Raw genomic sequence first — 22,485 nt, 5'->3', positions numbered from 1 at the left:
AATGCGGAAAAGCCGCCGTATTGTATTACGCATGCGCAGAACGAGCCTGCCCTGCCATCGCGTCCCCATCCCTGCTAATCTCGTGGGGACCGCGCGCTCACGCGATGACCCTTGAAATTCATGCGTTCACGACTTCGTCAATTGCGTCTGCTGTTTTGTGCACTGCGTTATGGCTTCAGGCTGATCTGGCTCGCCGCGCCCGAGCATCACAAGCTGCACTGGTTCCTCACGCTCGCCTCGAACCTGCACGGCGACCCGCGCCTTGCCTCGCGCCTGCACGGTTCGCTGCCGCGTCTCGCGCCGCTTGCCGCGGCCTTCGCGCAAACGCTCGCCACACGCCCCGAACTCGCGGGCGCGACCTTGCACGACGCGATCGACGCCATCGAGCATTTCGAAGAGCCCCTCGCGGGCGAGGCGCTCGATACCACGCTGCGCGCCGCGCTCGGCAAGCCGCCCCAAACGGTGTTCACGTGGATCGACCCCAAGCCGGCCCATAACGGCTGGTGCGAGCAGACGCACATCGCGCGGCTCGCGCTGCCGGTGAACGGCCACCAGACGATCACGCTGCGCGTGCTGCGCGCCAAACAGGTTCAGGAAGTCGACGACGAGGCCGCGCTCCTGTGCGCCGTGGCCCGCTGGATAGAGCGCTTTTCGCGTGCCGCGCGCAAGCTGCAGTTGCACACGCTCGCGCAGGCGCTGCGCGACGACCTGCAGCACCGCTTCGACCTGCGCGCCCAGGCCGCGAACCTGAGCCAGAGCGGCCACCAGCTTGGCGACGATCCGCGCATCGTCGTGCCCGACGTGATCTGGGACCTCTGCACCCCCCAGACGATCGCGGTGCAGCACATCGACACCGTGCGCGCAACCGATATCGCCGGGCTTGCCGAACACCACATCAACGTCACGCAGGTGGCGGCCCATCTGATCGAAGTGGTCACGCGCCAGGCGTTCGAGCACGGGTTCTTCCATGCGGCCCTCGACGCCAGCCGGGTCGCGGTGAGCGTCGAACCCGAGACGCGCGGCCGCCTCGTGCTCGCGGGTGCGGCGCTGATGACGAGCCTTTCTTCGCCTGAACGCGAATTCTTCGTGCACGGTGCGACCGCGTTGTTCGAACAGGACTACGGCCGGCTCGCCACGCTGCATCACGTGGCCGGTCATGTGCCCACGCATGCACGCACCGAGCAGATCGAGGCCGAATTGCGCACGCGCAGCGAAGCGCATTTCGCGAGCGACACCGACGAGCGCAGCGCGGGTGCGCTGTTCCATCATCTGCTGCATTCGGTGCAGCCGTTCGGAGGTGAAGTCTCGCCGCGCCTCGTGGCGGCGCAGCGCGCGTTCGGCCAGGCCGAGCAGCTGGCCCGCTCGATTCATCCGGGCGTCGACGCATGGGGCATCGCACGGCACACGCTCGCCGACATCGCGCGGCGAGATCTCGGCCACCAGGGCTGGATCCGGCGACTCTCGCAGGAGTTGCCCCATCTTGCGCAAATCGCCCCGCGCGTGCCGCAGATGGTGTTCCGCTTCCTCGAGCATCAAGCGAAGGGCGGACACGGTCCCGCCGCGGGACAGGCCGCGCAGCAGGCCGCCTTGCTCGATGCCTGGCGCCGCGAGCATCGGCGCACGCGCGCGCTGCTGCTCGCCTGCGCGCTCTGCGGCGGCTTGATCGGCGTGACCGCGGTATTGTTTGGAAGCTAGCGGCCGCTAGTGTTTCCGCCTTGACGTCGTTTGCATTGGCTGGCGCGGCACGGGCTAGGCAGTTAGTTGCATTCAACTCATCTAGCGGCGCCGGCCCGGACCAGTGCAGTCCTGAACAAGACCGCCACCCGCACGTTGCGCGATACTCCGAGCCTTTCGTGTTTCTCCGCGCGCGGCGTCAGCGCGCGTCCACTTCGACACCGATGCTCGCCACCTTCGCACCCACCCTTTTCGTCTTCCTGTGGTCGACGGGTTTCGTCGTCGCGCGCGCCATTGCGCCCTACGCCGATCCCAACCTGTTCCTGCTCGCGCGCTTCGCAGGCACGGCGGCGCTGTTCACGATCGTCGCGCTGGTCATGCGCGCGCCCTGGCCGCGCGGACGCGAAATCGGCAAGCATCTCTTCGCCGGCGCGCTCCTGCAGGGCGTCTATCTGGGCGCGGGCTACTGGGCGGTCGCGCAAGGTTTGAGCGCGGGCGTGATGGCGCTCCTCGGCGCGCTCCAGCCGCTCCTGACGGCCGCCATCGCGGCACGCACGTTCGGCGAGCGCCTGCCGCCGCTGCGCTGGACCGGCATGTCGCTCGGGCTCGCCGGCGTCGTGCTCGTGCTGAGCCCGAAGCTGTACGCCGCGATGCACGCAGGCGGCGGCGCGATCGCGGACGCCGCTGCCGCGACCGCGCCCATGCACGCTCATGCGAATCCGCTGCTCGTGGTGGTGGTCGCGGTGGTATCGGTCGGATCGATCACGGCGGGAACGCTCTATCAGAAGACGTCGCTCGCGCAAGCCGACATCCGCAGCGCGAGCGCCGTGCAGAATCTGGGCGCGGCGATCGTCGCCGCCGTGCTCGCGCTCGTGCTCGGCGAGACGCGCTGGATCGCCACGCCGACCCTGTGGTTCTCGCTGGCGTGGGGCATCGCGATGCTCTCGGGCGTGGGCGTGACGCTGCTCGTATGGATGGTGCGCCACGGCGACGCCGCCCGCGCCACGGCGCTGCTCTTTCTCGCGCCGCCGCTTGCGGCGCTCGAAAGCTGGCTGCTGTTCGGCGAAACGCTCACGCCCGTGCAAATGGCGGGCTTCGGCGTCGCGCTAGCGGGCGTGCTGCTCGCGCGGCGCGCGTAGCGCATGCGCTGGCGCGACCGCCCGGATGACACGCTTAGTCAGCGGTGTCGGCGCCGGCCGGCACCTTCGCACGCGCCTTGCCGCCGGGTGCGGGCGACCACGCCGGACGCGTCTTGCGCTCCGAATCGACCACGACGACGAAGCGTCCCGCCCACGGTGTGATCTCGCGGTCCGAGTGGAGCACCCAGAGCGACTTGCCCGCATCGACCAGCGCCTGGTATTCGGCGTCGATGATGCCGTAGTGGTCGATGAACGCGTTGAGCGTCGCGGGTATCCGCACGCAGCCCTTCGAGTGGCGGATGCCGAGCAGCGGCTCGAGGCGGTCGGGGTCGGTGGCGTGCATCTGGAAGCGCATCTGCGAATAACCGCCCTTGCCCCAGCCGCGTTCGCCGTCCACCCAGCCGAAGTCATAGATGCGCATGTCGCGCCGGCCATAGCCGCGGATGTTGTTCTGGTTCATGGTGCCTTCCGCGCGGAAGTCCATGTTCAGCGGCGTGTGCTCGAACACGCCGAGCGGCGTGAGGAAGTGGTCATACTCGCCGGGGCGTCCCGTCGCGACCGGCGACGCGCCGATCATGAGCCACGGCTCGTCGGGCATCGCGCGGAAGTAGATGAAGAGCGCCTGCACATTCGCGCTGCGATCGACGAGGATAACGAACTCGCCCGCCAGCGCGCCGAGGTTCTTCTCGTCGAGCGCAGCCTGCAGGCGCTGGCCGTAGGCGCGCTGCTCGGCCAGCGGCACATGCAGCCGCCGGTTGACGTCGCGCGCGAAGCGCTTGCGCATTTCGAGCGCGCCGCGGGTTTCCTCTGCGGCTTCCTCCGGCGTGAGCATCCGGTGAACGGGCAGCACCAGCGCGGGAGGCGCGGAAGCGGCCAACGCGGCCGAGGCCGCGGAAGCCGGCTGTGCCGACGAAGCGGCAGACGCACTCGAAACGACCGAGGCCGCCGAAACAGGCTCGGGCGTGGAAGCAGCGGAAGCTGCCGACGCCGCTGTGGCAACCGGCCGAGCCGCCGGCGCGCCCGAAGCAGCCGATGCAACGGACGCGCCCGAAGCGGCCGGCTTCGACGCCGATTGCGCCGGCGCGCTGCGCACGGTGCCAGAGGTAACGTGAGCGCCGGAAGCCGTCGCGGCATCGGAGGCGTAAGCGGCGCTTGCCGCCCACGAAGCGCAAGACAAGGTGCAGAGTACGGTCGCTATTGCGCGGCGCGCCGGCGCGCCCAACCACCGCGTTCTATGATGGGGAAGTTTAGGGGCGTCGCCCCGGACGCCACCGCGTACGCGAGCGCTCATGCGCCGCGAAAAATTGTCGTTCATCGTGAGTCCGGCCGATTGTGCGTCTTGTCTGAAGTCGGATACGTCGGGCGCCGTGCCATGCGGCGTCACTGACAGCGCCACGACCACCCGACATTAGACCAGACAACGCAGACTGCGCGCGTATGTCGCGTGCGCAGCCAATTTGAGGAACCGCTCATGCTCCCCCAATCGGACGCCAACCCGGAAGCCGATCGCCTCGCCCGCCAGCACCGCATCATCGCCGAGCTGAACGTCGCCGCACACTTCGACGCACATGCCGAAATAGAGCAGCGCGTGCGCTTTCTCGGGCAGCGCCTCCTGGCGAGCGGGCTGCACACGCTCGTGCTGGGCATCAGCGGCGGCATCGACTCCGCGACGGCGGGGCGCCTCGCGCAACTGAGCGTGGAAAGCCTGCGCGCGCAGGGCCAGACGTCGGCACGTTTCATCGCGATGCGTCTGCCCTACGGCACCCAGCGCGACGAAGCGGACGCCGCCGCCGCGCTCGCCTTCATCGCGGCGGACGAAATTCTGACCGTCGACATGCGCCCCGCCGCCGACGCGATGCTCGCCTCGCTCGCGGCAAGCGGCCTCGCCTTCGCCGACGGAAGCGAGCAGGACAAGCTCCACGGCAACATCAAGGCACGCGAGCGGATGATCGCGCAGTACGCGGTGGCCGGCGCGCGAGCGGGACTGGTGATCGGCACGGATCACGCGGCGGAATCGCTAATGGGCTTTTTCACGAAGTTCGGCGACGGCGGCGCCGACGTGCTGCCGCTCGCGGGCCTGAACAAGCGCCGCGTGCGCGCGCTCGCGCGGGCGCTGGGCGTCCCGGCCACGCTGGTGGAGAAAACGCCGACTGCGGATCTGGAAACGTTGCGCCCGCTGCATCCTGACGAAGACGCCTACGGGATCGGCTACGACGAGATCGACGACTTTCTGGAAGGTAAGCCGGTGAGCGAACGCACGTACGAGACGATCTTTCGCTTTTACGAGTCGACGCGCCACAAGCGGGCGTTGCCCTATACACCGTACGACCGCGCCGACGACGGCCGCTGAAGCGCGGCGCGAACGGCTCAGTTGCGTTGCGGCGGCTCTTCGTCTTCGAACGGCGGCGCGCTCACCCTCAGCGCAACGCCTGCGAGGCGACGGGACTGAAGCTCGCGCGCCACGGCATCGGCCACGTAGGGCACTTCGGAATCGAGTTCGACGTCCGCGTGCGCGTTGGGCGTGCCCGCGTCATAAACGGTAATGCCCTTGGCGTACTTGCCGAGTTCGCGCTCGAAAAAGCTGCGCACGTCCTGCTCGCTGCAGGTTTCGGGAACATTCCAGACGGTCAGATGCATGACGGCCTACCTCGCGGGATTTTCGGACCCGACGTGCAGCGTTTAGCGGAACCGGCGCGGTTGCGTCGCGCGTACGCGCACGGGCTGCAGGCTCGCACGAGCGCGAGCACGGGTCCACGCCACCTGGCCCAGCACGGCAGCGACGCCAAGCAATAAAAGGCTGGACGTAAGCATTGTTGTGACTCCCTGTTGTTGATGAATGTCAGCATAGTCGCATTTGCTGAGCGGTGCGCTGCGGCATATTGTCTGGCGCCAGATGGCTAACCGTTGCCGCCCGATTGTCTGCTGCCCATGTGTGCTCTGGCCGCAATCAGCGTGCCCGAGGGAGGAAAAGTGCGCGCGAAACTGCGCTTCAGGACCCGTCGTCGCGGCTTGCCGAGGTCGTTTCGTCTGCCGACCCGCCGCACTCCATGCGGGTGAGGCGATCGTACTGGTGCACCCAGTTGCCGGTGATCGCGGCCTGCGCCTGGGCCAGCGTCATGCGCCCCGCGCACACGCAACGCTTCAGGCGCACCGTGAGCAGCGACTTGCGGCGCTCGCCGGCGTGGCCGCCCCATGGGATGAGATCGAAGTTGGCGGTGGCGTCCGGCGACCCGCCGAGGACGATCGGCACGTGCCGGTCGAGCGCGTAGCCCACACCGTCGTCGGCGTCGATGCCGCGCGCCGCGAGCATGCGATCCTTCAGTGCCATGGTCTCGTCGAACGGCGGCGCCACGGTGTCGGCGTAGCCTGGACGGCAGATCGTGTCCGTCACCGATTCCTGTGTGACGCGCGTATCGAGTAGCCGAGGATCCTGCGCGAATGCGGACTGTGCCGCGCTGCCAGTCGCGAGCGCCAGCAGCGAGACACGCAACACTCGCGCGCGCCAGCGCGACGCGCCAGTGCGACAAACACTGCCTTCTGCCATGCGGCGCGCGATGCGGCGTATTGCTGCCTTTTCTGCGTTCATGGTTGATCGCATCGTGCAGCACGATGCGCAATGGATGGTTGGTGCCGGGCTATTAAACCACAATCAAATATTGTCAGGGCAATTGCGCACATCGGCCCGTGGGCATGCTGTTCCGCACATCGCGCGCCAGCCCCCAGCGCCTCGCCGCAAGCGCTCGCAACCTCGAGGTTTGACAAGGAATTTTTGCTCTGTAATCCCAGGTAATCCATGCGCCCGCCCAGATGCCTGGCCGTCGCGCTCATGCTGGCCATTTGGCCGATGGCAGCACGCGACGCGATAGCGCATAATGGGCCGCCCGGTCAGCTCCAAAGCGGAGCGTATCGCGCGCATTCGAAGAAACGAGGAAACCCCATGTCCATTTCCATGTATCAAGCATCGGTGCCCGTGCTCGTGCGCGGCCTCACCAATCTGCAAAACATCATCGGCAAGGCGCAGGCGCACGCGGCGGAAAAGCAGATCGACCCCTCCGTGCTGACGGGCGCGCGGCTCTTCCCCGACATGCTGCCGCTCATGCGTCAGATCCACATCGCCACCGACACCGCAAAGGGCTGCGCGGCGCGCCTCGCCGGTGTGGATGCCCCGAAATTCGAGGACGTCGAGGTCACCTTCGACGAATTGCACGCCCGTATCCAGAAGACCATCGAGTATCTGAACACGTTCAAGCCGGAGCAGATCGACGGCACGGAAGCGCGCAGCATTACGCTCAAGATGCGCAGCGGCCCGATCGATTTCACGGGCCAGAGCTATCTGCTGGGCTTCGTGCTGCCCAACTTCTTCTTCCATGTCACCACGGCCTACGACATCCTGCGTCACAACGGCGTGGAACTCGGCAAGCTCGACTATCTTGGCGGGCGCTAACGCGCGCCGCGAAACACGAGCAATAAAAAAGCGTGCGGCGCCTCGCGCGCCGCACGCCTTCTTGCAACCGCCTTTGCCGGCGGCGGCTTCAATCGAGCGAAAGCCGCAGCGCGAAGCCGATCAACGCGGACGAAAACGCCCACTTCTGGACCGTCTGCGCGAGCGGATTGCCGCGCAGCCACACCGCGATGCGCACGGCGCCCAGCACATAGATCACGTCGAAGAGCGCGCACACGGCAACCAGCAGCACGCCCAGCACCGACACCTGCAGCCAGACCGAGCCCGCCTCCGGTCGGATGAACTGCGGCAGCAGCACCGAGCAGAACAGTAACGCCTTGGGGTTCAGCAGGTTCGTGAGCAGGCCCTTGGCGAAATCGGCGCGGCGCGGCCGCGCCACCGCCCCGCCCTCGTGTTCGGGCATCGCGAACGCCGGCGCGCGGAAGATCTGCACGGCGATCCACGTGAGATACGCTGCCCCCACGTAGCGCACGACTTCATAAAGCCACGGCGCGTTGCGCAGCAAGGCGGCGAGACCACAGGCCGACAGCGTCACGTGGGTCGCGCGCGCGAGCCCCAGGCCGCAGGCCGCCGCGAAGCCGCTGCGCGTGCCGCGGCTCATGCTGGTCTGCATCACGAGCGCCATGTCGGCGCCGGGCAGCGCGCAGACGATAATCAGCGCGACAATGAACATCAACAGCAGGTGGGCGGAAATCATGGTGGGCTCGCGTGAAAGAGGCTCTATCTTGCCGCTACACGCAGAGCGATTTCTGGCGATTTTCATACCACTTTCGCCAGATATTGGTGGAATGCGCTAAGATTTCGGAATCTGCACCAGAATTCCCCAGCCATCATGAGCGACCTCGACAAACTCGACCGGGCGATCCTCGGCGCGCTGCAAACCGATGGGCGCATGCCGAACGCACGCCTCGCCGAAACGGTGGGCCTGAGCGAAACGCCGTGCGCGCGGCGCCTCAAACGCCTCGAGCAGGAGGGCTATATCGAGCGTTACCGGGCCGTGCTGTCGCGCCGCGCGCTCGGCTATGGCGTGGTGGGATTCGTCTCGGTGCGCTTCGCCGTGCACGACCGCGCGCTCGCCGACCGCTTCGAGCGCGAGGTGCTGGCGATCGAGCGCATTCTGTCGTGCCACAACGTATCCGGCACGGCGGACTATATTTTGCAGGTGGTGGCCCGCGATCTCGACGACTATGGCACCTTCATGCGCGACCAGCTGCGCAGCTTGCCCGGTGTCACCTCGGTCGAATCGGCGCTGTCGCTGCGCGAAGTGAAGGCCGAGGGCGGACTGCCCCTGCCCTGAACGCACCCAACCCATTCACGCAATAACGGAGCTTTCGATGACCCCAGAACAGGCACGAGCCGAAGAAGCCGCCGCCATGGAGCGCGTCCTGACCGCGACCCAGCGCGTCAAGTCGGCGTTCACCTCGCTGCAATCGCAGTTTCCGCCGGAAGGCGACGGCAAGCCGTCGCAGTTCGCACTGCAGACCTTCGACATGGCGCTCCAGGAACTGGAAGACGCCCAGGCCGCCTTCGACGAGATGCTCAACGATCTTTTCGACGGCGAACGCTGAGCTTGCCCGCGTTTGCTGCGCGCCCGGCGAAAGACCCGCTAGCGCGTCGCGGCTGCGGCACGCTCCCGGACAAACGCCGCGATCCGCTCGCAGGCCTCGACGAGCCTCGCTTCGTCCACGACGAAACCCAGCCGCACATAGCCGTTTGCGGTCTCTCCGAACGCGCTCGCGTCGAGCACGGAAACCTTCTGCGCTTCGAACAGCTGCCAGGTGAACGCGTGCGTGTCGAGGCCTGTGCCGCGGATGTCGATCATCATGAACATGCCCGCTTCCGGCAACAGGCACTCGAGCCCCGGCACGCCCGCCAGCCGCGAGTAGACGATGTCGCGCCGGCGGCGATAGATCTCGCGCATTTCAACGACGATCTGCGCGCGGTTGTCGAGCGCCGTGATCGCCGCCTCCTGGATGAAACCGGGCAACCCGTAGAGCATGCAGAGCGCGAGCCGCGCCAGATGCGCAATCATCGTTTCCGGCGCGATCACCCAGCCGAGGCGCCAGCCCGGCATGGCATGCGACTTCGAGAGACTGCCGAGCGTGACCGTGCGCTCCGCCATGCCGTCGAGCGCGGCGATGCTGACGTGCTCGCGCTCGAACGTGAGGTCGGCGTAGACCTCGTCGGAGAGCACCCACAGGTCGTGCCGCTTCGCCAGTTGCGCGACGCGTTCGAGGTGCGCGCGCGGCATCACCGCGCCGGTGGGGTTGCACGGCGTGGCGAAGAAGATCGCGCGCGTGCGCGGCGTGACGGCTGCATCGAGCGCGTCACAGTCGAGATGAAAACCGTTCTCGGGATCGACGGGCACCGGCACGAGCGTTGCGCCCGAGGCGCGGATCGCGGCCTCGTAGGTCAGGTACATCGGCTCGGGCACGAGCACTTCGTCGCCGACCTCCAGCAAACAGAGCGACGATGCGAACAACCCGTTCTGCGCGCCCGCGCAGAGAATCACGTTGTGCGCCCCGACCACGCGCCCGCTTTGCTGCGTATGCTCGCGAGCAATTGCTTCGCGCAGCGGCTCGCGGCCCATGATGGCCGAGTAGTGCGTATCGCCCTCGCGCAGCGCGGCCACGGCGCGCTCGACGATGGGCGCGGGCGTGCCGAAGTCGGGGTCGCCCACGCTCAGCACGATCACGTCCTCGCCACGCGCAGCGGCCTGCACCGCCGCGTGATGGATCTCCCACGCTGTCGTGCGACGGCCCTGCAACCGCTCGACCAGATTCGAATACTTCATTTTTCGCGACTCTCCCGAACATGCGGCGCGCCTCGCGCACCATGGCGTTCAAACCGTTCCCGTTGATGCGTGTGTGCAACGATACCAAGGAACGATGCCGCTGAGAAATGTCGATGCGCTCATGCGCGCATCCAACGTGGTGTTAGTATTTCCAGCCTGTTGGATGATCTTTTGCCGGCAAACCCGGCACGCAGCTCCATGTCCTCACCCTACGAAGTCCCGGCGCTCCGGCGCATACACGATATTCTCGACTTGCTCGCGCACGCTCAAGGCCCGATGCGCGCGGCGGCAATCGCGCAGGCCACTGGCCTCTCGCGCAGCACGCTCTATCTGATGCTCGACTCGCTCGAGCGCCGCCGCTGGATCGAAAAGCGCGCCGACGGCTATATCGTCGGTCTCACGTTGTTCGAGCTAGGTAGCGCTTACGTGCGGCACGATCGGCTCCAGGAAGTATTCCGCCAGGAAGCGACCGTTTTCGTCGCGACGCATAACGAAGTGGTTCAGCTTGCGGTGCTGGACGGCGCGGAGGTCGTGTATCTCGCGCGCGAGGACCCCGCGCGACCCGTGCGTCTCGTCTCCGATCTCGGCTCGCGGCTGCCCGCGCACTGCAGCGCGCTGGGCAAGGCGCTGCTCGCCAGTCTTTCCGATGATGAGGTCAACGCCATCCTGCCGCGCCAACTGCCCGCTGTGACGGCCAACACCATCACGCGCAAGCAGGACCTCATTGCGGCGCTCGCGGCGATACGGCGCTCGGGCCTCGCGCACGAGCGGGAAGAAGTGACGGCGGGCATCGCGTGCTTCGCGGCGTTCGTCGGCGTGACGGCGCTCGGCAAGCGTGTGGCGGTCAGCGCGAGCCTGCCGCTGGAGCGGCTGGACGCGCGGCGCGAAAAACGGCTCGCCATCGCGGTGGTCGAGATGGCGCAGCGCATCGCCAAGGGACTTTAACGACGCGAGCGCTTGAGCACGCTCGCGTCGCGTGCTCAAGCGCTCTCGCGCGGCATGACGGCGTACTGGATGCGTGTCTTCAAGGGATGCGACGCGCTCGCGCCGTCCACTGCCGCGAGGGCCGCGACGATCGCCTCGCCTGTGCGCTGACCAATGCCGTAGGCATCGACCGAGATCGTGGTGATCGCCGGATGGCAGCACGCCGCGATCTCGAAGTTACCGAAGCCGGCAACCGCCATATCGCGGGGCACGCTGAGGCCGCGCCGCTGGCACTCCATGATCGCGCCGAACGCCGACATGTCGCTCACGCACATCACGGCCTGGGTGTCGGGCCAGCGCTCGAGCAGTTCCGCCATGGCGGGTGCGCCGTGGCTCATCGTGACCGGCGAGTCGCCGAGTTGCACGACGCGGTGCCTTTCGAACCCGAGCGCCTTCATCTCCATCTGAAAGCCCTTGAGGCGGTCGAGGCCGCGCCGGTCCAGGTCGCCCGCGCCGCCAAGAAAGCCGATGCGGCGATGACCTTTGTCCGCGAGATAGCGCACCATCTCGCGCGCGGCGCTCACGTTGGAAAAGCCCACGGCCATGTCGATCGGCTCCGTCGGCAGGTCCCACATTTCGACGACCGGTACGCCCGAGCGCTGCAGCAGCGTGCGCGTGGCGTCCGTATGCTGCGCGCCCGTGAGCGCGATGCAGCGCGGCTGGTGGCGCAGCATCTGGCGCACGAGACGCTCCTCGCGATCGAGGAAGTAGTCAGTGTCGCCGATCAGCAGTTCGAGCCCTTGCGGTTCGAGCACGGCGGTCAGGCCGCTCACAGTGTCCGAGAAGTTGGAGCTGGAAAGCGACGGCACGAGCACGGCGACGAACGACGAGCGTCCCGAGGAAAGCGCGCCGGCGGCCGCGTCGGCCACGTAGCCCAACTCGTCGATGGCGCGCTGCACGCGCTCGCGGGTCGCCTCCGACGCGCTGCGCCCCGCCATCACGCGGGACACCGTCATCTTCGAAACGCCCGCGAGACGGGCGACATCGGACATGCGGGGCGGCGTGGCTTTCGGAGCGCTGGTTTTGGACATTGCGGCTGGGCGGCAAAATAAAAAGAACGCATATCATAACGGCTGCGCCCTTCTTTTCCTCGTTTCGCGCCTTTGCATGCCATCGCCTTCGTAGGCGTTCATTTAATTCGCCATCCTTATCTTCACCGAAATCGCGGCGCAGGCGAACGCCGTTCGATTCGGGAATCCAGGAATTCGGTCACAATCGGTGACGGGCGCCAGAGAATACGCACGCCTGCGCAGACACCCCGCCGCCCACCCACGAGCCAGGAGGAAACTTGCCATGTCAGGACCCGCCCGCACCATCGCCGAGAAACGCGCCGAGTTTCGTGCGCTGCACGCCGCCGGTTGCTTCGTGCTGCCGAACCCGTGGGACGTGGGCAGCGCGCGTTATCTCCAGAGTCTCGGCTTCAAGGCGCTCGCGACTACCAGTTCCGGGTTCGCCTGGTCGCGCGGCCACGCCGACAACACCTTGCCGCGCGACGCGATCCTCGCGCACCTGCGTGAGATCGTCGCGGCAACCGACCTGCCCGTGAACGCCGACTTCGAAAGCGGCTTTGGCGCCGATCCCGCAGGCGTCGAAGCAAGCGTCGGCCTCGCCGTCGAGACCGGCGTCGCCGGGCTTTCCGTGGAAGATTCGACTGGCGACGACGCAGCGCCGCTGCTGCCGATCGAGATCGCCGTCGAGCGCATGCGGGCGGCGCGCCACGCCATCGACGCGCGCGGCGGCGACACCGTGCTCGTCGGCCGCGCGGAGAACTTCGTGGCGGGCGTGCCCGATCTCGACGACGCCATCGCTCGCCTGCAGGCGTACGCGCAGGCAGGCGCGAATTGCCTCTATGCGCCCGGCATCCAGACACGAGAGCAGATCGTGGCCGTCGTCACCGCTGTCGCGCCGAAGCCGGTGAACGTGCTGATCGGCGCGAAGTCGGCCTTCACGCTCGACGATCTCGCCGCGCTGGGCGTGCGCCGTGTGAGCGTGGGCGGCGCGCTCGCCCGCACCGCATGGGGCGGCTTCATGCACGCGGCGCAACGGCTCACCGAAGGGCGTTTCGACGGCTTCGAAGGCGCGGCCCCCGGCGCGACGCTCAATGCCGCCTTCCGTCGCGAGAGCTAATCACGCTATGTGCGTCCGGTGCGCGGCTTGCGCGCCGAACGACGAACGAGCGGGGACGCAGGCGCCCGCGCGCCGGCGACGCTGCCCGCTTCGCCAAAGCACGCCAGCGCCCACGCCACGAACGCGCGCTGCTTGGGAGCCTGCGCGCGGCGATCCGCGTAAAGCAGATGCATGGGCCGTACCGGCGCGGCATACGCCTCGAGCAGCGGCACGAGCCGCCCCGCCGCCACCGAAGGCGCGAGGTTCGGCTCGCCCGCCAGCACGATTCCCACTCCCGCCTCCGCCGCCGAGACCAACGCGCGGGTGTCGTTGCTGCGCAGCTGGCCGCGCGGCTCGACTTCGATCTGCGTGTCGCCGTCCTTGAAGATCCACGTTTGGGGCGCCGGAAAGCTGTCGAATGCGTAATCGAGGCACACGTGCTGCGCGAGTTCGCGCGGATGCGCCGGCGTTCCGTGCGCGGCGAGATAGGCCGGCGCGGCACACGGCACGAGCCGATAGGGCGCGAGCGGCCGCGCGACCAGTTGCGAGTCGGGCAGCGCGCCGATACGAAACGCGACATCGAAACCATCTTGCAAGAGGTCGAATTGCCGATCGCTCAGCACGAGATCGACTTTCACGTCCGGGCAATCCGAGAGAAAAGCCTTGATTTCATGCGCAAGCCGGAAAGCGCCGAACGAGACGGGCGCCGTCACGCGCAGCGTGCCTTGCGGGTGGCCGGTCTGCGCGAGCGCGACGGCCTCCGCGGCGGCCGCCTCTTCGAGCACACGGCGGCAGGCTTCGAAATAGGCGCGGCCGGCCTCTGTGAGCGCGTGCTTGCGCGTCGAGCGCTGCAGCAGCCGCACGCCTAGCGTCTTTTCCAGCGCGTCGACGTGCTTGCCCGCCATCTGCGGCGTCATTGCGAGCATGCGTGCCGCCGCCGTGAACGATCCGGATTCGGCGGTCTTCACGAACACGGTCATGCTGGTCAATTTGTCCACGATTGGAAATCCGACGTTTCAAGTGTTTCACCCGGGTGTCCGATTATCGCATGACAGTTTCGGCGCTACGCTGGAGGCTCCATTGCAAACCACGGGGCTTCCCATGAACGAACATCGATTGGCTGTCGGCATTCTCGGCGCGGGCGAGATCGGCTCGACGCTGGGCAAACTGCTCGCGCAGGCGGGGCATGAAGTGATGCTCTCGTCGCGTGATCCGAAGGCGCGCGCGGCAGAGGCGGCGGCGCTGGGCTGCGAAATCGGCACGCTGGAGCAAGCCGCGGCGTTCGGCGAAATCGTGATCGCGGCGCTGCCTCTGGCCGCGCTTGGCGAGATACCGGTCAAATCGCTCGCCGGCAAAGTCGTCATCGACACCATGAACTACTATCCGGCGCGCGACGGCGCCATTGCAGAGTTCGACGAACACCGCAAGGCGACGAGCGAGCACGTTGCACAGCAGCTCAATGGCGCACGGGTGGTCAAGGCGTTCAGCGCGATTCTTGCGTACGATCTGCCGCGCGAAGAGCGCCCGGCTGTCGAAGGCGGACGGCGCGCGCTACCCGTCGCGGCAGACGATGATGCGGCGAAGGCTGTCGTTGCCGCGCTGCACGCACAGCTCGATTTCGACGTGCTCGACGCGGGTTCGCTTGCCGACAGCTGGCGCTTCGAGCGCGCGAAACCGGCCTATTGCATTCCACTGAACCAAACGCAACTGCGCGCCGCGCTCACCGCGGCCGAGCGAGACAAGGAACTGCCACATGGCTCGTGGCGCCGCAAACCGCGACAGGATTGACGTTCACCGATACCGGGGAAATCGCCTGGCATACCGAATCAAACAGCACGAAGCCAACGCGGCCAGGCACCCGGATGCGGTCTAGCATAAGCAGGGAGGGAGTTGCGCGCGGGCCAGAACGGCCCGGCGAGTGCCGCGGGATACAGCGGCGCGAAATGACGAGGCGCAGCGGCGCTTAGCCGTTGCGCCCGGCAAGCTGTGCTTAGTCGTAGTGACGGTGCTTGTGGTGCTTGCCGTGATAGCCGCGCGAATAGTCGTCGGCGTACGAGTTCGATCGCGAGACATTGCCGCCGAGCGCCGAACCCGCGCCGCCGCCCACGGCCGCGCCGATCAGGCCGCCGGTGCGGCCACCCATGGCATTGCCCGCGGCAGTGCCAGCGCCGCCGCCGAGCGCGCCGCCGATGATGGCGCCCGTGCGTTCGCGACGATTCGAGGTGACCGCGCCACCCGCGCCGCCGCCCACCGCGCCGCCGATCACCGCGCCGGTGCTGCCGCCCACGGCGCCGCCCAGAGCCGCGCCGGCGACGCCGCCCAGCGCGCCACCCAGTGCGTTGTTCATATCGCCGGCGAGCGCCGGCAGCGAGGCTGCAGCAGTCAGCGCAGCAACGGCAACCATCTGGATGATTTTCTTCGACATAGTTGTTCTCTTACGTTTTTGAGACGGAACCGAGTATAGCGGCCAACGTGAAAGGGCTTTGTAACGCCGGAGGCCAAGCGCCGTAAGAGGTGTAACAAAATGGTCTGCTTCGGGGTCGCGCCCCGAAAACGCGTCGCGACGCCGCTCAATCCAGTCTGAACACCTTGACCGCGCTGGCGAGCAAGGCCGTCTGGCGATGCTGCTGCTCGACCTGCTCGACCGTGTCGGCGACATGCGCCGCGTTTTCGCGTATCGCCGCGTCGATGTGGGCGATGTTCTCGCCCATCTGGTCGATGCCCGCGCGCTGCGCGCCGGTGGCCGTCGCCATTTCGTGAACGATGGCCGACAGGCGCGTGACGCTTTCGAGCACCTCGCCCACCGTATTGCCCGCGCTTTCGACGAGACCGTTGCCCGTGCGTGCGCGCTCGACCGACTCCCCGATCAGCGCCCGGATCTCCTTCGCAGCCGAGGCGCTGCGCTGGGCCAGCGTGCGGACCTCCTCCGCCACCACGCCGAATCCCCGCCCCTGATCGCCCGCGCGCGCGGCCTCGACCGACGCATTGAGCGCGAGAATGTTGGTCTGGAACGCGATGCCGTCGATCACGCCGATGATGTCGGTAATGCGTTCGCACGAACGATAAATGTCGCCCATCGTATCGATCACCGCCTTGATCGCCCCGCGCCCCTGGGTCGCGACTTCGCTCGCGGAGCCCGCCAGCTCGCTCGCCGCCATTGCGTGATCGACGCTCTCATGCACGCTTTGCTTGAGCTGCTCCATCGCCGCGACCATGCCTTCCAGAGAATGGCGCTGTTGCTCGGTCCGCTCGGAAAGGACGGCGTTACGCGCGCTGGTTCCTGCTACGGACTCCGAAACTTCACTCACGCTGTCGCGCACCTGCAGCAGCGTTTTACGCACGGCAGCGAGCGTGGCGTGGAATGCGCCGGCCACATCGCTCGCGGGCCGGCTCGTTTGCTCGCCCAGCGTGATGTAACCCGAGGCCTGGCCGATCCCCTCCGACATGGCCGCGAGTTCGCCCGCGATGTTTGCGTCGCGCTCCTGGCGCGCCGAAATCGCCGCGATGAACAAGGTTTGCAGCCAGAGAAACGCCCAGTGCTGCGCCACGACGTCGAAGCCCGTCTGCGAATAGACCCTGACCGGCCAGCCCCAAGCCTGAAAATAGTTGAACGCGAGTTGCTGGATGGAGATGAAGCCGGTAGCGAGCAGCACCACCTGCACGTCGCGATAGGCGAGCAGCAGCGAGAGCAGGATGAACACGACGAAGTGAAACTCGTCCTGCCCGCCTCCCACGTCGATCAGTAGGGCCGCGCCGCCCATGAAGGTGAGCGCGGAACCCATTCTGGTGATCTTGAGCCCCGGCAACGCAAGCGCGAGCGCCGTGGAAACGAGCGCTAGCGGCAACCCGACGACGAGCACGGGCGTGAGCGCGTCGAAGTGCAAGCCGATCCCCAAGGCGCCCGCCAGAAGAATCCAGTTGACCAGCGCGCAAGCCCTGTCGGCTCGTTTGCGCGCGTTCATGAGCGGGCTTTCGACGGCCGCTACCCGTCGAGCGGCATTGGCTGGGGCGTAGGCCTCGCCAAACGGGGCTTCTGCGAAATTGCTGGGCATGGAATTCTCGACTCCTGATTGACAATGCAACTTATGGCCAGAGTGAGGCAGGACAGGCCGAATCACATTACGCAGTTATCGGCAGGCGTACCGGCAGCTAGATAAGGGAAATCCATTGAGGAATTATGGTTGACTTATCATCCAATGTCATTTTGGCGCCAGCCGTTGTAACGGGACCTAACAAAACTGCATCGCCCGGGGATGTTCCGCAGTGCTGTTTTTGTGGCAGGCTAGGTCAATTCGATCGCGAAAAGGCCCTCTACCATGTCCCGAAGCCCGCAATCCGTTTCTGCGTTGTCGTTCGCACGTCCCACCTATGGCTTGACGCTGCGCGTGCTGCACTGGCTGAGCGCGCTATGCATGTTCGTAGTGATCCCGGTCGCGTGGTACATGACGACGATGGACCGTCATGACCCGTCGCACGGCAGTTGGGTGAATTTCCACAAATCGATTGGCCTGACCGTCCTGCTGCTCACGCTGATCCGCGTGGTGACGCGGCTTGCGGGCAATGCGCCGCCGCTGCCGCAACGCATTCCGGCGTTCGAGCAGAAGCTCGCGCATATCGGCCATGGCCTGCTGTATCTGATTCTCTTTGCCATGCCGATCAGTGGATATATCAACTCGTATGGCGGCGGCCATCCGGTGAACTGGTTCTGGCTGTATCAGGTCCCCGCCGTCGTGCCGGCAGACAAGGCGCTCGGCCATCTCGGCTCGAAGATCCACTATTGGCTGGCGTACCTGACGTACGTACTGATCGCCGGGCACGTGCTCGCGGTGATCTACCATCAACTGGTGCAGCGCGTGGACATCCTGGGACGCATGACGGGGCGCGCGGGCAAGCGCTGAGGCGCCGGTCCTTCACAACGCCCGTTCGATCGCACCGATCAGCGCCCTCAGCACCCCTTCGATGGGGCGTGAAAGCCGCCGGTCGCGCATCGTCATCACACACAGGTTGCGCTGGTTGAGCGTCGGTTCGTCGAAGCGCTTCGCCACCAGCGAAAGATCGTCCGCGAGTCCCGACAGCGAGAGCCGGCTGCCGAGCGTGATCGCGCCCGCCAGCGCAGCGAACGCGTGCAGCGCGCTCGAATTGTTGCTCGTGAGAAGGGGTTCGAGCTTGATGCCGTGCCGCGCGCAGCATTCGTCGAATAGCTGGCGCGCCGTGTTGCCGCGTTCGAGCAGCGCGACGGGATAGTCGCGCAGGTCCGCGAGCGTGAGCGAGCGGCGCTGCGCCAGCGGATGCCCCGGATCGAGCAGTGCGCAGACCGGCGCCTGTGCGCTGTACTGCACGTAGACCTTCGCGGGGTCTCCGCTCGAAAACGCCAGCCCCAGGTCCGCCTCGCCCGTGGCCACCCACTGCTCGACCTGCGAAGGCGTACCCGAGCGCAGATTGAAATGCACGTGCGGCGCGGCGGCGTGATGCTGCGCGAGCACGTGGGGCAGAAACGAGCGCGTAAAGCCCTCCGTGCAGCCGATTCGGACGATGCCGTGCCCGAGCGCCTTGGCCGTGGCGATTTCGGCGAGCACCGCGTCACCCTCCAGCAGCGCGCGCCGCGCGTGCTCGGCCAGCCGCTCGCCCGATTCGGTCAGCACCATCCCACGCGGCATGCGCTCGAAGAGCGCCGTCCCCACGTCCTCCTCCAGCTTGCTGATTTGCCGGCTGATCGCCGAGACGGCGACGTGCAGGTTCTCCGAGGCCGCGGCTAGCGACCCGGTGCGCGCGACCTCGACGAAGTAGCGCAAGGCGATTCCATGAAGCATCGGCTTATCCGTTCAGTGGGCGCTCAGTGGGCGTTGTTTGTGTTGCCGTTTCGGCAATGCTATCCGCAAATTTTGAAATTGTTGCGAATTTTTGGCATTCCTAGACTGCTTTCATTCCCTGCACCCAGGCATGAGAGGAGCCCTTTTGAACGAGACCCGACAAACCGCCATCGACCGCGCCGCGCTCGCCGCGGTGCTGGACGCGCGCGGCGGCAAGCTCGGCTACAACGTGAAGGTGATCTTCGAAACCGGCGAGGAAATCGGCTCGCCGGGCCTCGACGCCGTGTGCGCCGCCCATCGCGACACACTTGCGGCGGACGTGTTCATCGCCTCCGACGGCCCCCGCGTGCTGGCCGAACGCCCCACGTTGTTCCTCGGCTCGCGCGGCGGCGTGACGTTCGACTGCTCGTCGATCTGCGCCGCGGTGCGCATCACTCGGGCAACTGGGGCGGCGCGCTGCGCAATCCAGCCATCGTGCTGTCGCACGCGATCGCGAGCCTCGTCGACCGGCGCGGCGCCATCGCCGTGGACGGGCTGCGTCCGCCGCCCGTGTCCGCAAGCGTGCGCGAGGCGCTTGCCGACATCGTGCTCGGCGGCGACGACGACGCCCCCGCGATCGATCCCGACTGGGGCGAGCCCGGCCTCACGCCCACCGAGCGCGTGATCGCCTGGAACACGCTCGAAGTGCTCGCGTTCAAGACCGGCAACCCCGACGCGCCCGTCAACGCGATCCCGCCCACGGCCAAGGCCACTTGCCAGTTGCGCTTCGTGGTGGGCACGGACGCCGCGCGCGTGGGCGAGCATCTCGAAGCGCACTTCGCGCGGCTCGGCTTTGACGATGTGCAGGTGCGCGTCACGCAGACGTCCGCCGCGACGCGGCTCGACCCCGACGATGCCTGGGTGCACTGGGCGCTCGATTCGCTGCGCGCGTCGACCGGAAAGAAGCCGGCGCTGTTGCCGAACCTCGGCGGCACGGTGCCGAACGACGTATTCGCGTACACGCTCGGCCTGCCGACGCTCTGGGTTCCGCACTCGTATCCGGCCTGCGCGCAGCACGCGCCGAACGAACACCTGCTCGGCTCCGTCGCACGCGAGGCGCTCGCCGTGATGGCCGGACTCTGGTGGGACCTCGGCGACGACGCCGCGCGTCTCGCCGCAAGCCGCGCATCGGCGCAAGCGCAAGCACGCGCGACGCAACCCGCCGACGCCTTCGCCTGACGACCCAATAAAGGTGCATGCCGCCATGTCCGCAAAACAACCCGTGAGCCTTGCGAGGCTCGTCATCGCCACCTCCGCCGGCAACGCGCTCGAATGGTTCGACATCGCCATTTACGGGTTCTTCGCGGTGTACATCGGCAAGCACTTCTTTCCGGCGGTCAACGAGACCGTTTCGATGCTGCTCACGTTCGGCACCTTCGGCGCATCGTATCTCGTGCGGCCGCTCGGCGGCGCGGTACTGGGCGCCTATGCCGACCGTAGCGGACGCAAGGCCGCGCTGATGCTCTCGGTCAGCCTCATGATGGTCGGCACGGCGATCATCGCGCTGATTCCCGACTACGCGACGATAGGCCTTGCCGCGCCGCTCGCGGTGTTCGCCGCGCGGCTCATCCAGGGCTTTTCGGCGGGCGGCGAGTTCGGTGCGTCCACGGCCATGCTGATCGAGCATGCGCCGCACCGTCGCGGTTTTCTCGCGAGCTGGCAGTTCGCGACGCAAGGCCTCGCCACGCTGCTCGCGGCCTCGTTCGGCTATGGACTCGCCCGCCTCATGGCGCCCGCCGATCTCGCCGCCTGGGGCTGGCGTCTGCCGTTTTTCTTCGGATTACTGATTGGTCCGGTGGGCCTCTATCTGCGCCGCTTCATTGAAGACGCCGAGGACTTCAAACGCAGCGCGCGTACCGAAACGCCCGTGCGCGAAGTGCTGGGCCAGCAAAAGCGGCTCGTGCTCACGGCGATCGGCCTGCTGACTGTCTCGACGGCGGTCAACTATCTGCTGCAATACATTCCCACGTTCGCGATCCGCCAGTTGCATCTGCCTGCGGCAACCGGCTTCGCGGCGACGATGGCGGGCGGCGTGATCCTCACCGTCGTCACGCCGTTCGCGGGGCATCTGTCCGACCGCATCGGGCGGCGCACGCAGATGACTTGTGTCGCGCTGCTCTTCCTCGCGAGCGCGTACCCGGGCTTCGCCTGGGCGACCGGCCATACGAGTGCGGTTGCGCTCTTCGTGCTGATTGCGTGGCTCGCGCTGCTGAAGTCGATCTATTTCGGCGCCCTGCCCGCGCTCATGGCCGAGATCTTCCCGGCCGCGACGCGCGCCACCGGCATGTCGATCGGCTACAACATCGGCGTGACCGTGTTCGGCGGCTTTACCCCAGCCATCGTCACGTGGATGCTGAGCGCCACCGGCGAGAAGAGCGCGCCGAGCTACTGGCTGATTGCGACCGCCATGATCAGTTTGTCCGCGCTGGCGTATGTGAGCCGCGTGCGCGTCACGACCAGGGTTGCGCAGCAGGCGACGGCTTGAATCGAATGCGTGTGGGTCGCTGCTAACGCAGCGGTGATCCACGCGATGCAATGGGCTCGGGCCGGCGAATTTACCGACTGCCAGGCGTTGTTTCCCGGTGTTTTGCATCGCGCTAGACCACGCGAAAGCGGGGAGGGAACGCGAGATGTACGGATATTGGCGTACAAAAAAGTGCACACCCACAAATCCCCTGAACTCGCGGCTTAGTGGCGCCCACAGCGCGAGGAAATGTTGCCGGAGAGTCCGCACTTCTTGTCGCCCTATGTTTCGGCACATCAAATGGCGGACGGATGTTCGCACTCGGGCCGTCCAGCAGGGCATCCCCGCCCCAAAAAAATAAGGGGCGCAACACAACTACTGGCACCATCTCGAAACCCACAACACGCGCCCCTCAACCTGCGCAACCCACGCCTGACATTGGATGAGCCAAATAGAGGTGTGAGCAGCCAGGTCTGTCCGAAGATTTGCACCGCGACTTCACATACAAGGTCGCTTTCCTTCCAGACACCCGCTCGCAACGGGGTTGATTGCTAACCCCCCCGGTTACCATCGTTGTGCGAGTAGGACGCGTGGCGAAGCCGCCGCCGAAGAAGAGAGTCATGTTGAGCCGGTTTGGATTTCCACTTTGCCGCTGCCGCCGTCGAGCAGGGAACCACGCGAGGGTTTTAAAGGAGCATATCGTGCGTTGCAACTCATGCTCGCGAGCTGAATTGCCACCCGATTGGATACGAAACATTGAGGTGAGACACGCGATTCGCTTCGTCGTACCCGTTAGGAGCCGTTTCGACCAAGCTGAGGTATTCATTTGCTAGCATTTCGCCGAACAATAGCAATGTCCGAAATACCCCGTGGATCGAACAGATTCTCCCATCAGCGACGTCAGCACGCTGGCGAGCGTCGTTTGAGCGGAGCGTGTCGCTCAAGGGCTTACGCGCGACGACCTTGTCAACGTGCCCGGTCTGTCAACCAAGTCTATTTCGCATGTGAGGCCA

The 22,485-nt window shown here is 66.6% G+C and carries 21 protein-coding genes and 1 pseudogene; 12 read left to right on the top strand and 10 right to left on the bottom strand.

The window, feature by feature from the left end:
* The first annotated feature begins 120 nt into the window (after positions 1 to 120).
* Both ACOJB8_RS27360 and ACOJB8_RS27355 read left to right on the top strand, forming a co-directional pair.
* Positions 121 to 1,695, top strand: coding sequence for an ABC1 kinase family protein (locus tag ACOJB8_RS27360; protein WP_475015456.1), 1,575 nt, complete (start codon positions 121 to 123; stop codon positions 1,693 to 1,695).
* Between the two features lie 203 nt (positions 1,696 to 1,898).
* Positions 1,899 to 2,813: a DMT family transporter gene (locus tag ACOJB8_RS27355; RefSeq protein WP_342947156.1), complete on the top strand. Its 915-nt coding sequence runs from the start codon at positions 1,899 to 1,901 to the stop codon at positions 2,811 to 2,813.
* Positions 2,814 to 2,847: 34 nt separating this feature from the next.
* On the opposite strand, the gene ACOJB8_RS27350 is transcribed toward ACOJB8_RS27355, so the two are convergent.
* The gene (locus ACOJB8_RS27350; RefSeq protein WP_475015473.1) at positions 2,848 to 4,104 is read right to left on the bottom strand and encodes a L,D-transpeptidase; all 1,257 of its coding nucleotides are present in this window, start codon (positions 4,102 to 4,104) and stop codon (positions 2,848 to 2,850) included.
* A gap of 180 nt (positions 4,105 to 4,284) precedes the next feature.
* Here ACOJB8_RS27350 and nadE point away from each other — a divergent pair, with 180 nt between their 5' ends.
* A complete protein-coding gene (gene nadE, locus ACOJB8_RS27345) occupies positions 4,285 to 5,163 on the top strand; it encodes an ammonia-dependent NAD(+) synthetase (RefSeq protein ID WP_475015453.1) in 879 nt (292 codons plus the stop codon).
* Between the two features lie 17 nt (positions 5,164 to 5,180).
* Here nadE and ACOJB8_RS27340 read toward each other — a convergent pair whose 3' ends face one another.
* Positions 5,181 to 5,450 (bottom strand): RNA-binding protein, encoded by a 270-nt coding sequence (locus ACOJB8_RS27340; RefSeq protein WP_069261810.1) that lies wholly within the window; start codon positions 5,448 to 5,450, stop codon positions 5,181 to 5,183.
* 352 nt (positions 5,451 to 5,802) lie between these two features.
* Positions 5,803 to 6,399 (bottom strand): hypothetical protein, encoded by a 597-nt coding sequence (locus tag ACOJB8_RS27335; protein ID WP_475015450.1) that lies wholly within the window; start codon positions 6,397 to 6,399, stop codon positions 5,803 to 5,805.
* Positions 6,400 to 6,750: 351 nt separating this feature from the next.
* Between ACOJB8_RS27335 and ACOJB8_RS27330 the strand changes: the two genes are divergently transcribed.
* Entirely contained in the window at positions 6,751 to 7,257 is a 507-nt protein-coding gene (locus ACOJB8_RS27330) for a DUF1993 domain-containing protein (RefSeq protein WP_475015448.1), read from the top strand.
* Positions 7,258 to 7,345: 88 nt separating this feature from the next.
* Here ACOJB8_RS27330 and ACOJB8_RS27325 read toward each other — a convergent pair whose 3' ends face one another.
* Positions 7,346 to 7,972: a LysE family translocator gene (locus ACOJB8_RS27325; protein WP_342946668.1), complete on the bottom strand. Its 627-nt coding sequence runs from the start codon at positions 7,970 to 7,972 to the stop codon at positions 7,346 to 7,348.
* A 135-nt stretch (positions 7,973 to 8,107) separates the two neighbouring features.
* Between ACOJB8_RS27325 and ACOJB8_RS27320 the strand changes: the two genes are divergently transcribed.
* Complete coding sequence (locus ACOJB8_RS27320) at positions 8,108 to 8,572, top strand: Lrp/AsnC family transcriptional regulator (protein ID WP_069261807.1); 465 nt, start codon at positions 8,108 to 8,110, stop codon at positions 8,570 to 8,572.
* A gap of 37 nt (positions 8,573 to 8,609) precedes the next feature.
* Positions 8,610 to 8,843, top strand: coding sequence for a hypothetical protein (locus tag ACOJB8_RS27315; protein ID WP_069261806.1), 234 nt, complete (start codon positions 8,610 to 8,612; stop codon positions 8,841 to 8,843).
* 38 nt (positions 8,844 to 8,881) lie between these two features.
* Here the strand turns inward: ACOJB8_RS27315 and ACOJB8_RS27310 are convergent, their stop codons facing one another.
* Complete coding sequence (locus tag ACOJB8_RS27310; protein ID WP_475015442.1) at positions 8,882 to 10,069, bottom strand: pyridoxal phosphate-dependent aminotransferase; 1,188 nt, start codon at positions 10,067 to 10,069, stop codon at positions 8,882 to 8,884.
* Positions 10,070 to 10,267: 198 nt separating this feature from the next.
* Between ACOJB8_RS27310 and ACOJB8_RS27305 the strand changes: the two genes are divergently transcribed.
* On the top strand, positions 10,268 to 11,014 hold the full coding sequence (locus tag ACOJB8_RS27305) for an IclR family transcriptional regulator (protein ID WP_475015439.1): 747 nt from the start codon (positions 10,268 to 10,270) through the stop codon (positions 11,012 to 11,014).
* A 35-nt stretch (positions 11,015 to 11,049) separates the two neighbouring features.
* Here the strand turns inward: ACOJB8_RS27305 and ACOJB8_RS27300 are convergent, their stop codons facing one another.
* On the bottom strand, positions 11,050 to 12,045 hold the full coding sequence (locus tag ACOJB8_RS27300) for a LacI family DNA-binding transcriptional regulator (RefSeq protein WP_475015437.1): 996 nt from the start codon (positions 12,043 to 12,045) through the stop codon (positions 11,050 to 11,052).
* 301 nt (positions 12,046 to 12,346) lie between these two features.
* On the opposite strand from ACOJB8_RS27300, the gene ACOJB8_RS27295 reads away from it, so the two are divergent.
* A complete protein-coding gene (locus ACOJB8_RS27295) occupies positions 12,347 to 13,180 on the top strand; it encodes an isocitrate lyase/PEP mutase family protein (protein WP_475015435.1) in 834 nt (277 codons plus the stop codon).
* Positions 13,181 to 13,185: 5 nt separating this feature from the next.
* Here ACOJB8_RS27295 and ACOJB8_RS27290 read toward each other — a convergent pair whose 3' ends face one another.
* Positions 13,186 to 14,157 (bottom strand): LysR family transcriptional regulator, encoded by a 972-nt coding sequence (locus ACOJB8_RS27290; protein ID WP_342946672.1) that lies wholly within the window; start codon positions 14,155 to 14,157, stop codon positions 13,186 to 13,188.
* A gap of 103 nt (positions 14,158 to 14,260) precedes the next feature.
* Between ACOJB8_RS27290 and ACOJB8_RS27285 the strand changes: the two genes are divergently transcribed.
* Positions 14,261 to 14,947 (top strand): NADPH-dependent F420 reductase, encoded by a 687-nt coding sequence (locus ACOJB8_RS27285; RefSeq protein WP_475015433.1) that lies wholly within the window; start codon positions 14,261 to 14,263, stop codon positions 14,945 to 14,947.
* A 202-nt stretch (positions 14,948 to 15,149) separates the two neighbouring features.
* Here the strand turns inward: ACOJB8_RS27285 and ACOJB8_RS27280 are convergent, their stop codons facing one another.
* Entirely contained in the window at positions 15,150 to 15,584 is a 435-nt protein-coding gene (locus ACOJB8_RS27280; protein ID WP_069261799.1) for a hypothetical protein, read from the bottom strand.
* 145 nt (positions 15,585 to 15,729) lie between these two features.
* Entirely contained in the window at positions 15,730 to 17,211 is a 1,482-nt protein-coding gene (locus tag ACOJB8_RS27275) for a methyl-accepting chemotaxis protein (protein ID WP_406951734.1), read from the bottom strand.
* Positions 17,212 to 17,475: 264 nt separating this feature from the next.
* Between ACOJB8_RS27275 and ACOJB8_RS27270 the strand changes: the two genes are divergently transcribed.
* Positions 17,476 to 18,057, top strand: coding sequence for a cytochrome b (locus tag ACOJB8_RS27270; RefSeq protein ID WP_083245009.1), 582 nt, complete (start codon positions 17,476 to 17,478; stop codon positions 18,055 to 18,057).
* Positions 18,058 to 18,069: 12 nt separating this feature from the next.
* On the opposite strand, the gene ACOJB8_RS27265 is transcribed toward ACOJB8_RS27270, so the two are convergent.
* Entirely contained in the window at positions 18,070 to 18,969 is a 900-nt protein-coding gene (locus tag ACOJB8_RS27265; RefSeq protein ID WP_069261796.1) for a LysR family transcriptional regulator, read from the bottom strand.
* 175 nt (positions 18,970 to 19,144) lie between these two features.
* On the opposite strand from ACOJB8_RS27265, the pseudogene ACOJB8_RS27260 reads away from it, so the two are divergent.
* Positions 19,145 to 20,187: pseudogene (locus ACOJB8_RS27260) on the top strand (M20/M25/M40 family metallo-hydrolase); the annotation flags it as partial.
* 25 nt (positions 20,188 to 20,212) lie between these two features.
* The gene (locus ACOJB8_RS27255) at positions 20,213 to 21,493 is read left to right on the top strand and encodes an MFS transporter (RefSeq protein WP_475015427.1); all 1,281 of its coding nucleotides are present in this window, start codon (positions 20,213 to 20,215) and stop codon (positions 21,491 to 21,493) included.
* Positions 21,494 to 22,485: the final 992 nt, after the last annotated feature.

Source organism: Paraburkholderia sp. BR10141 (genome assembly GCF_056155635.1).
The sequence above is the reverse complement of the archived record's forward strand: the minus strand, read 5'-3'. Positions and strand labels throughout refer to the sequence as shown.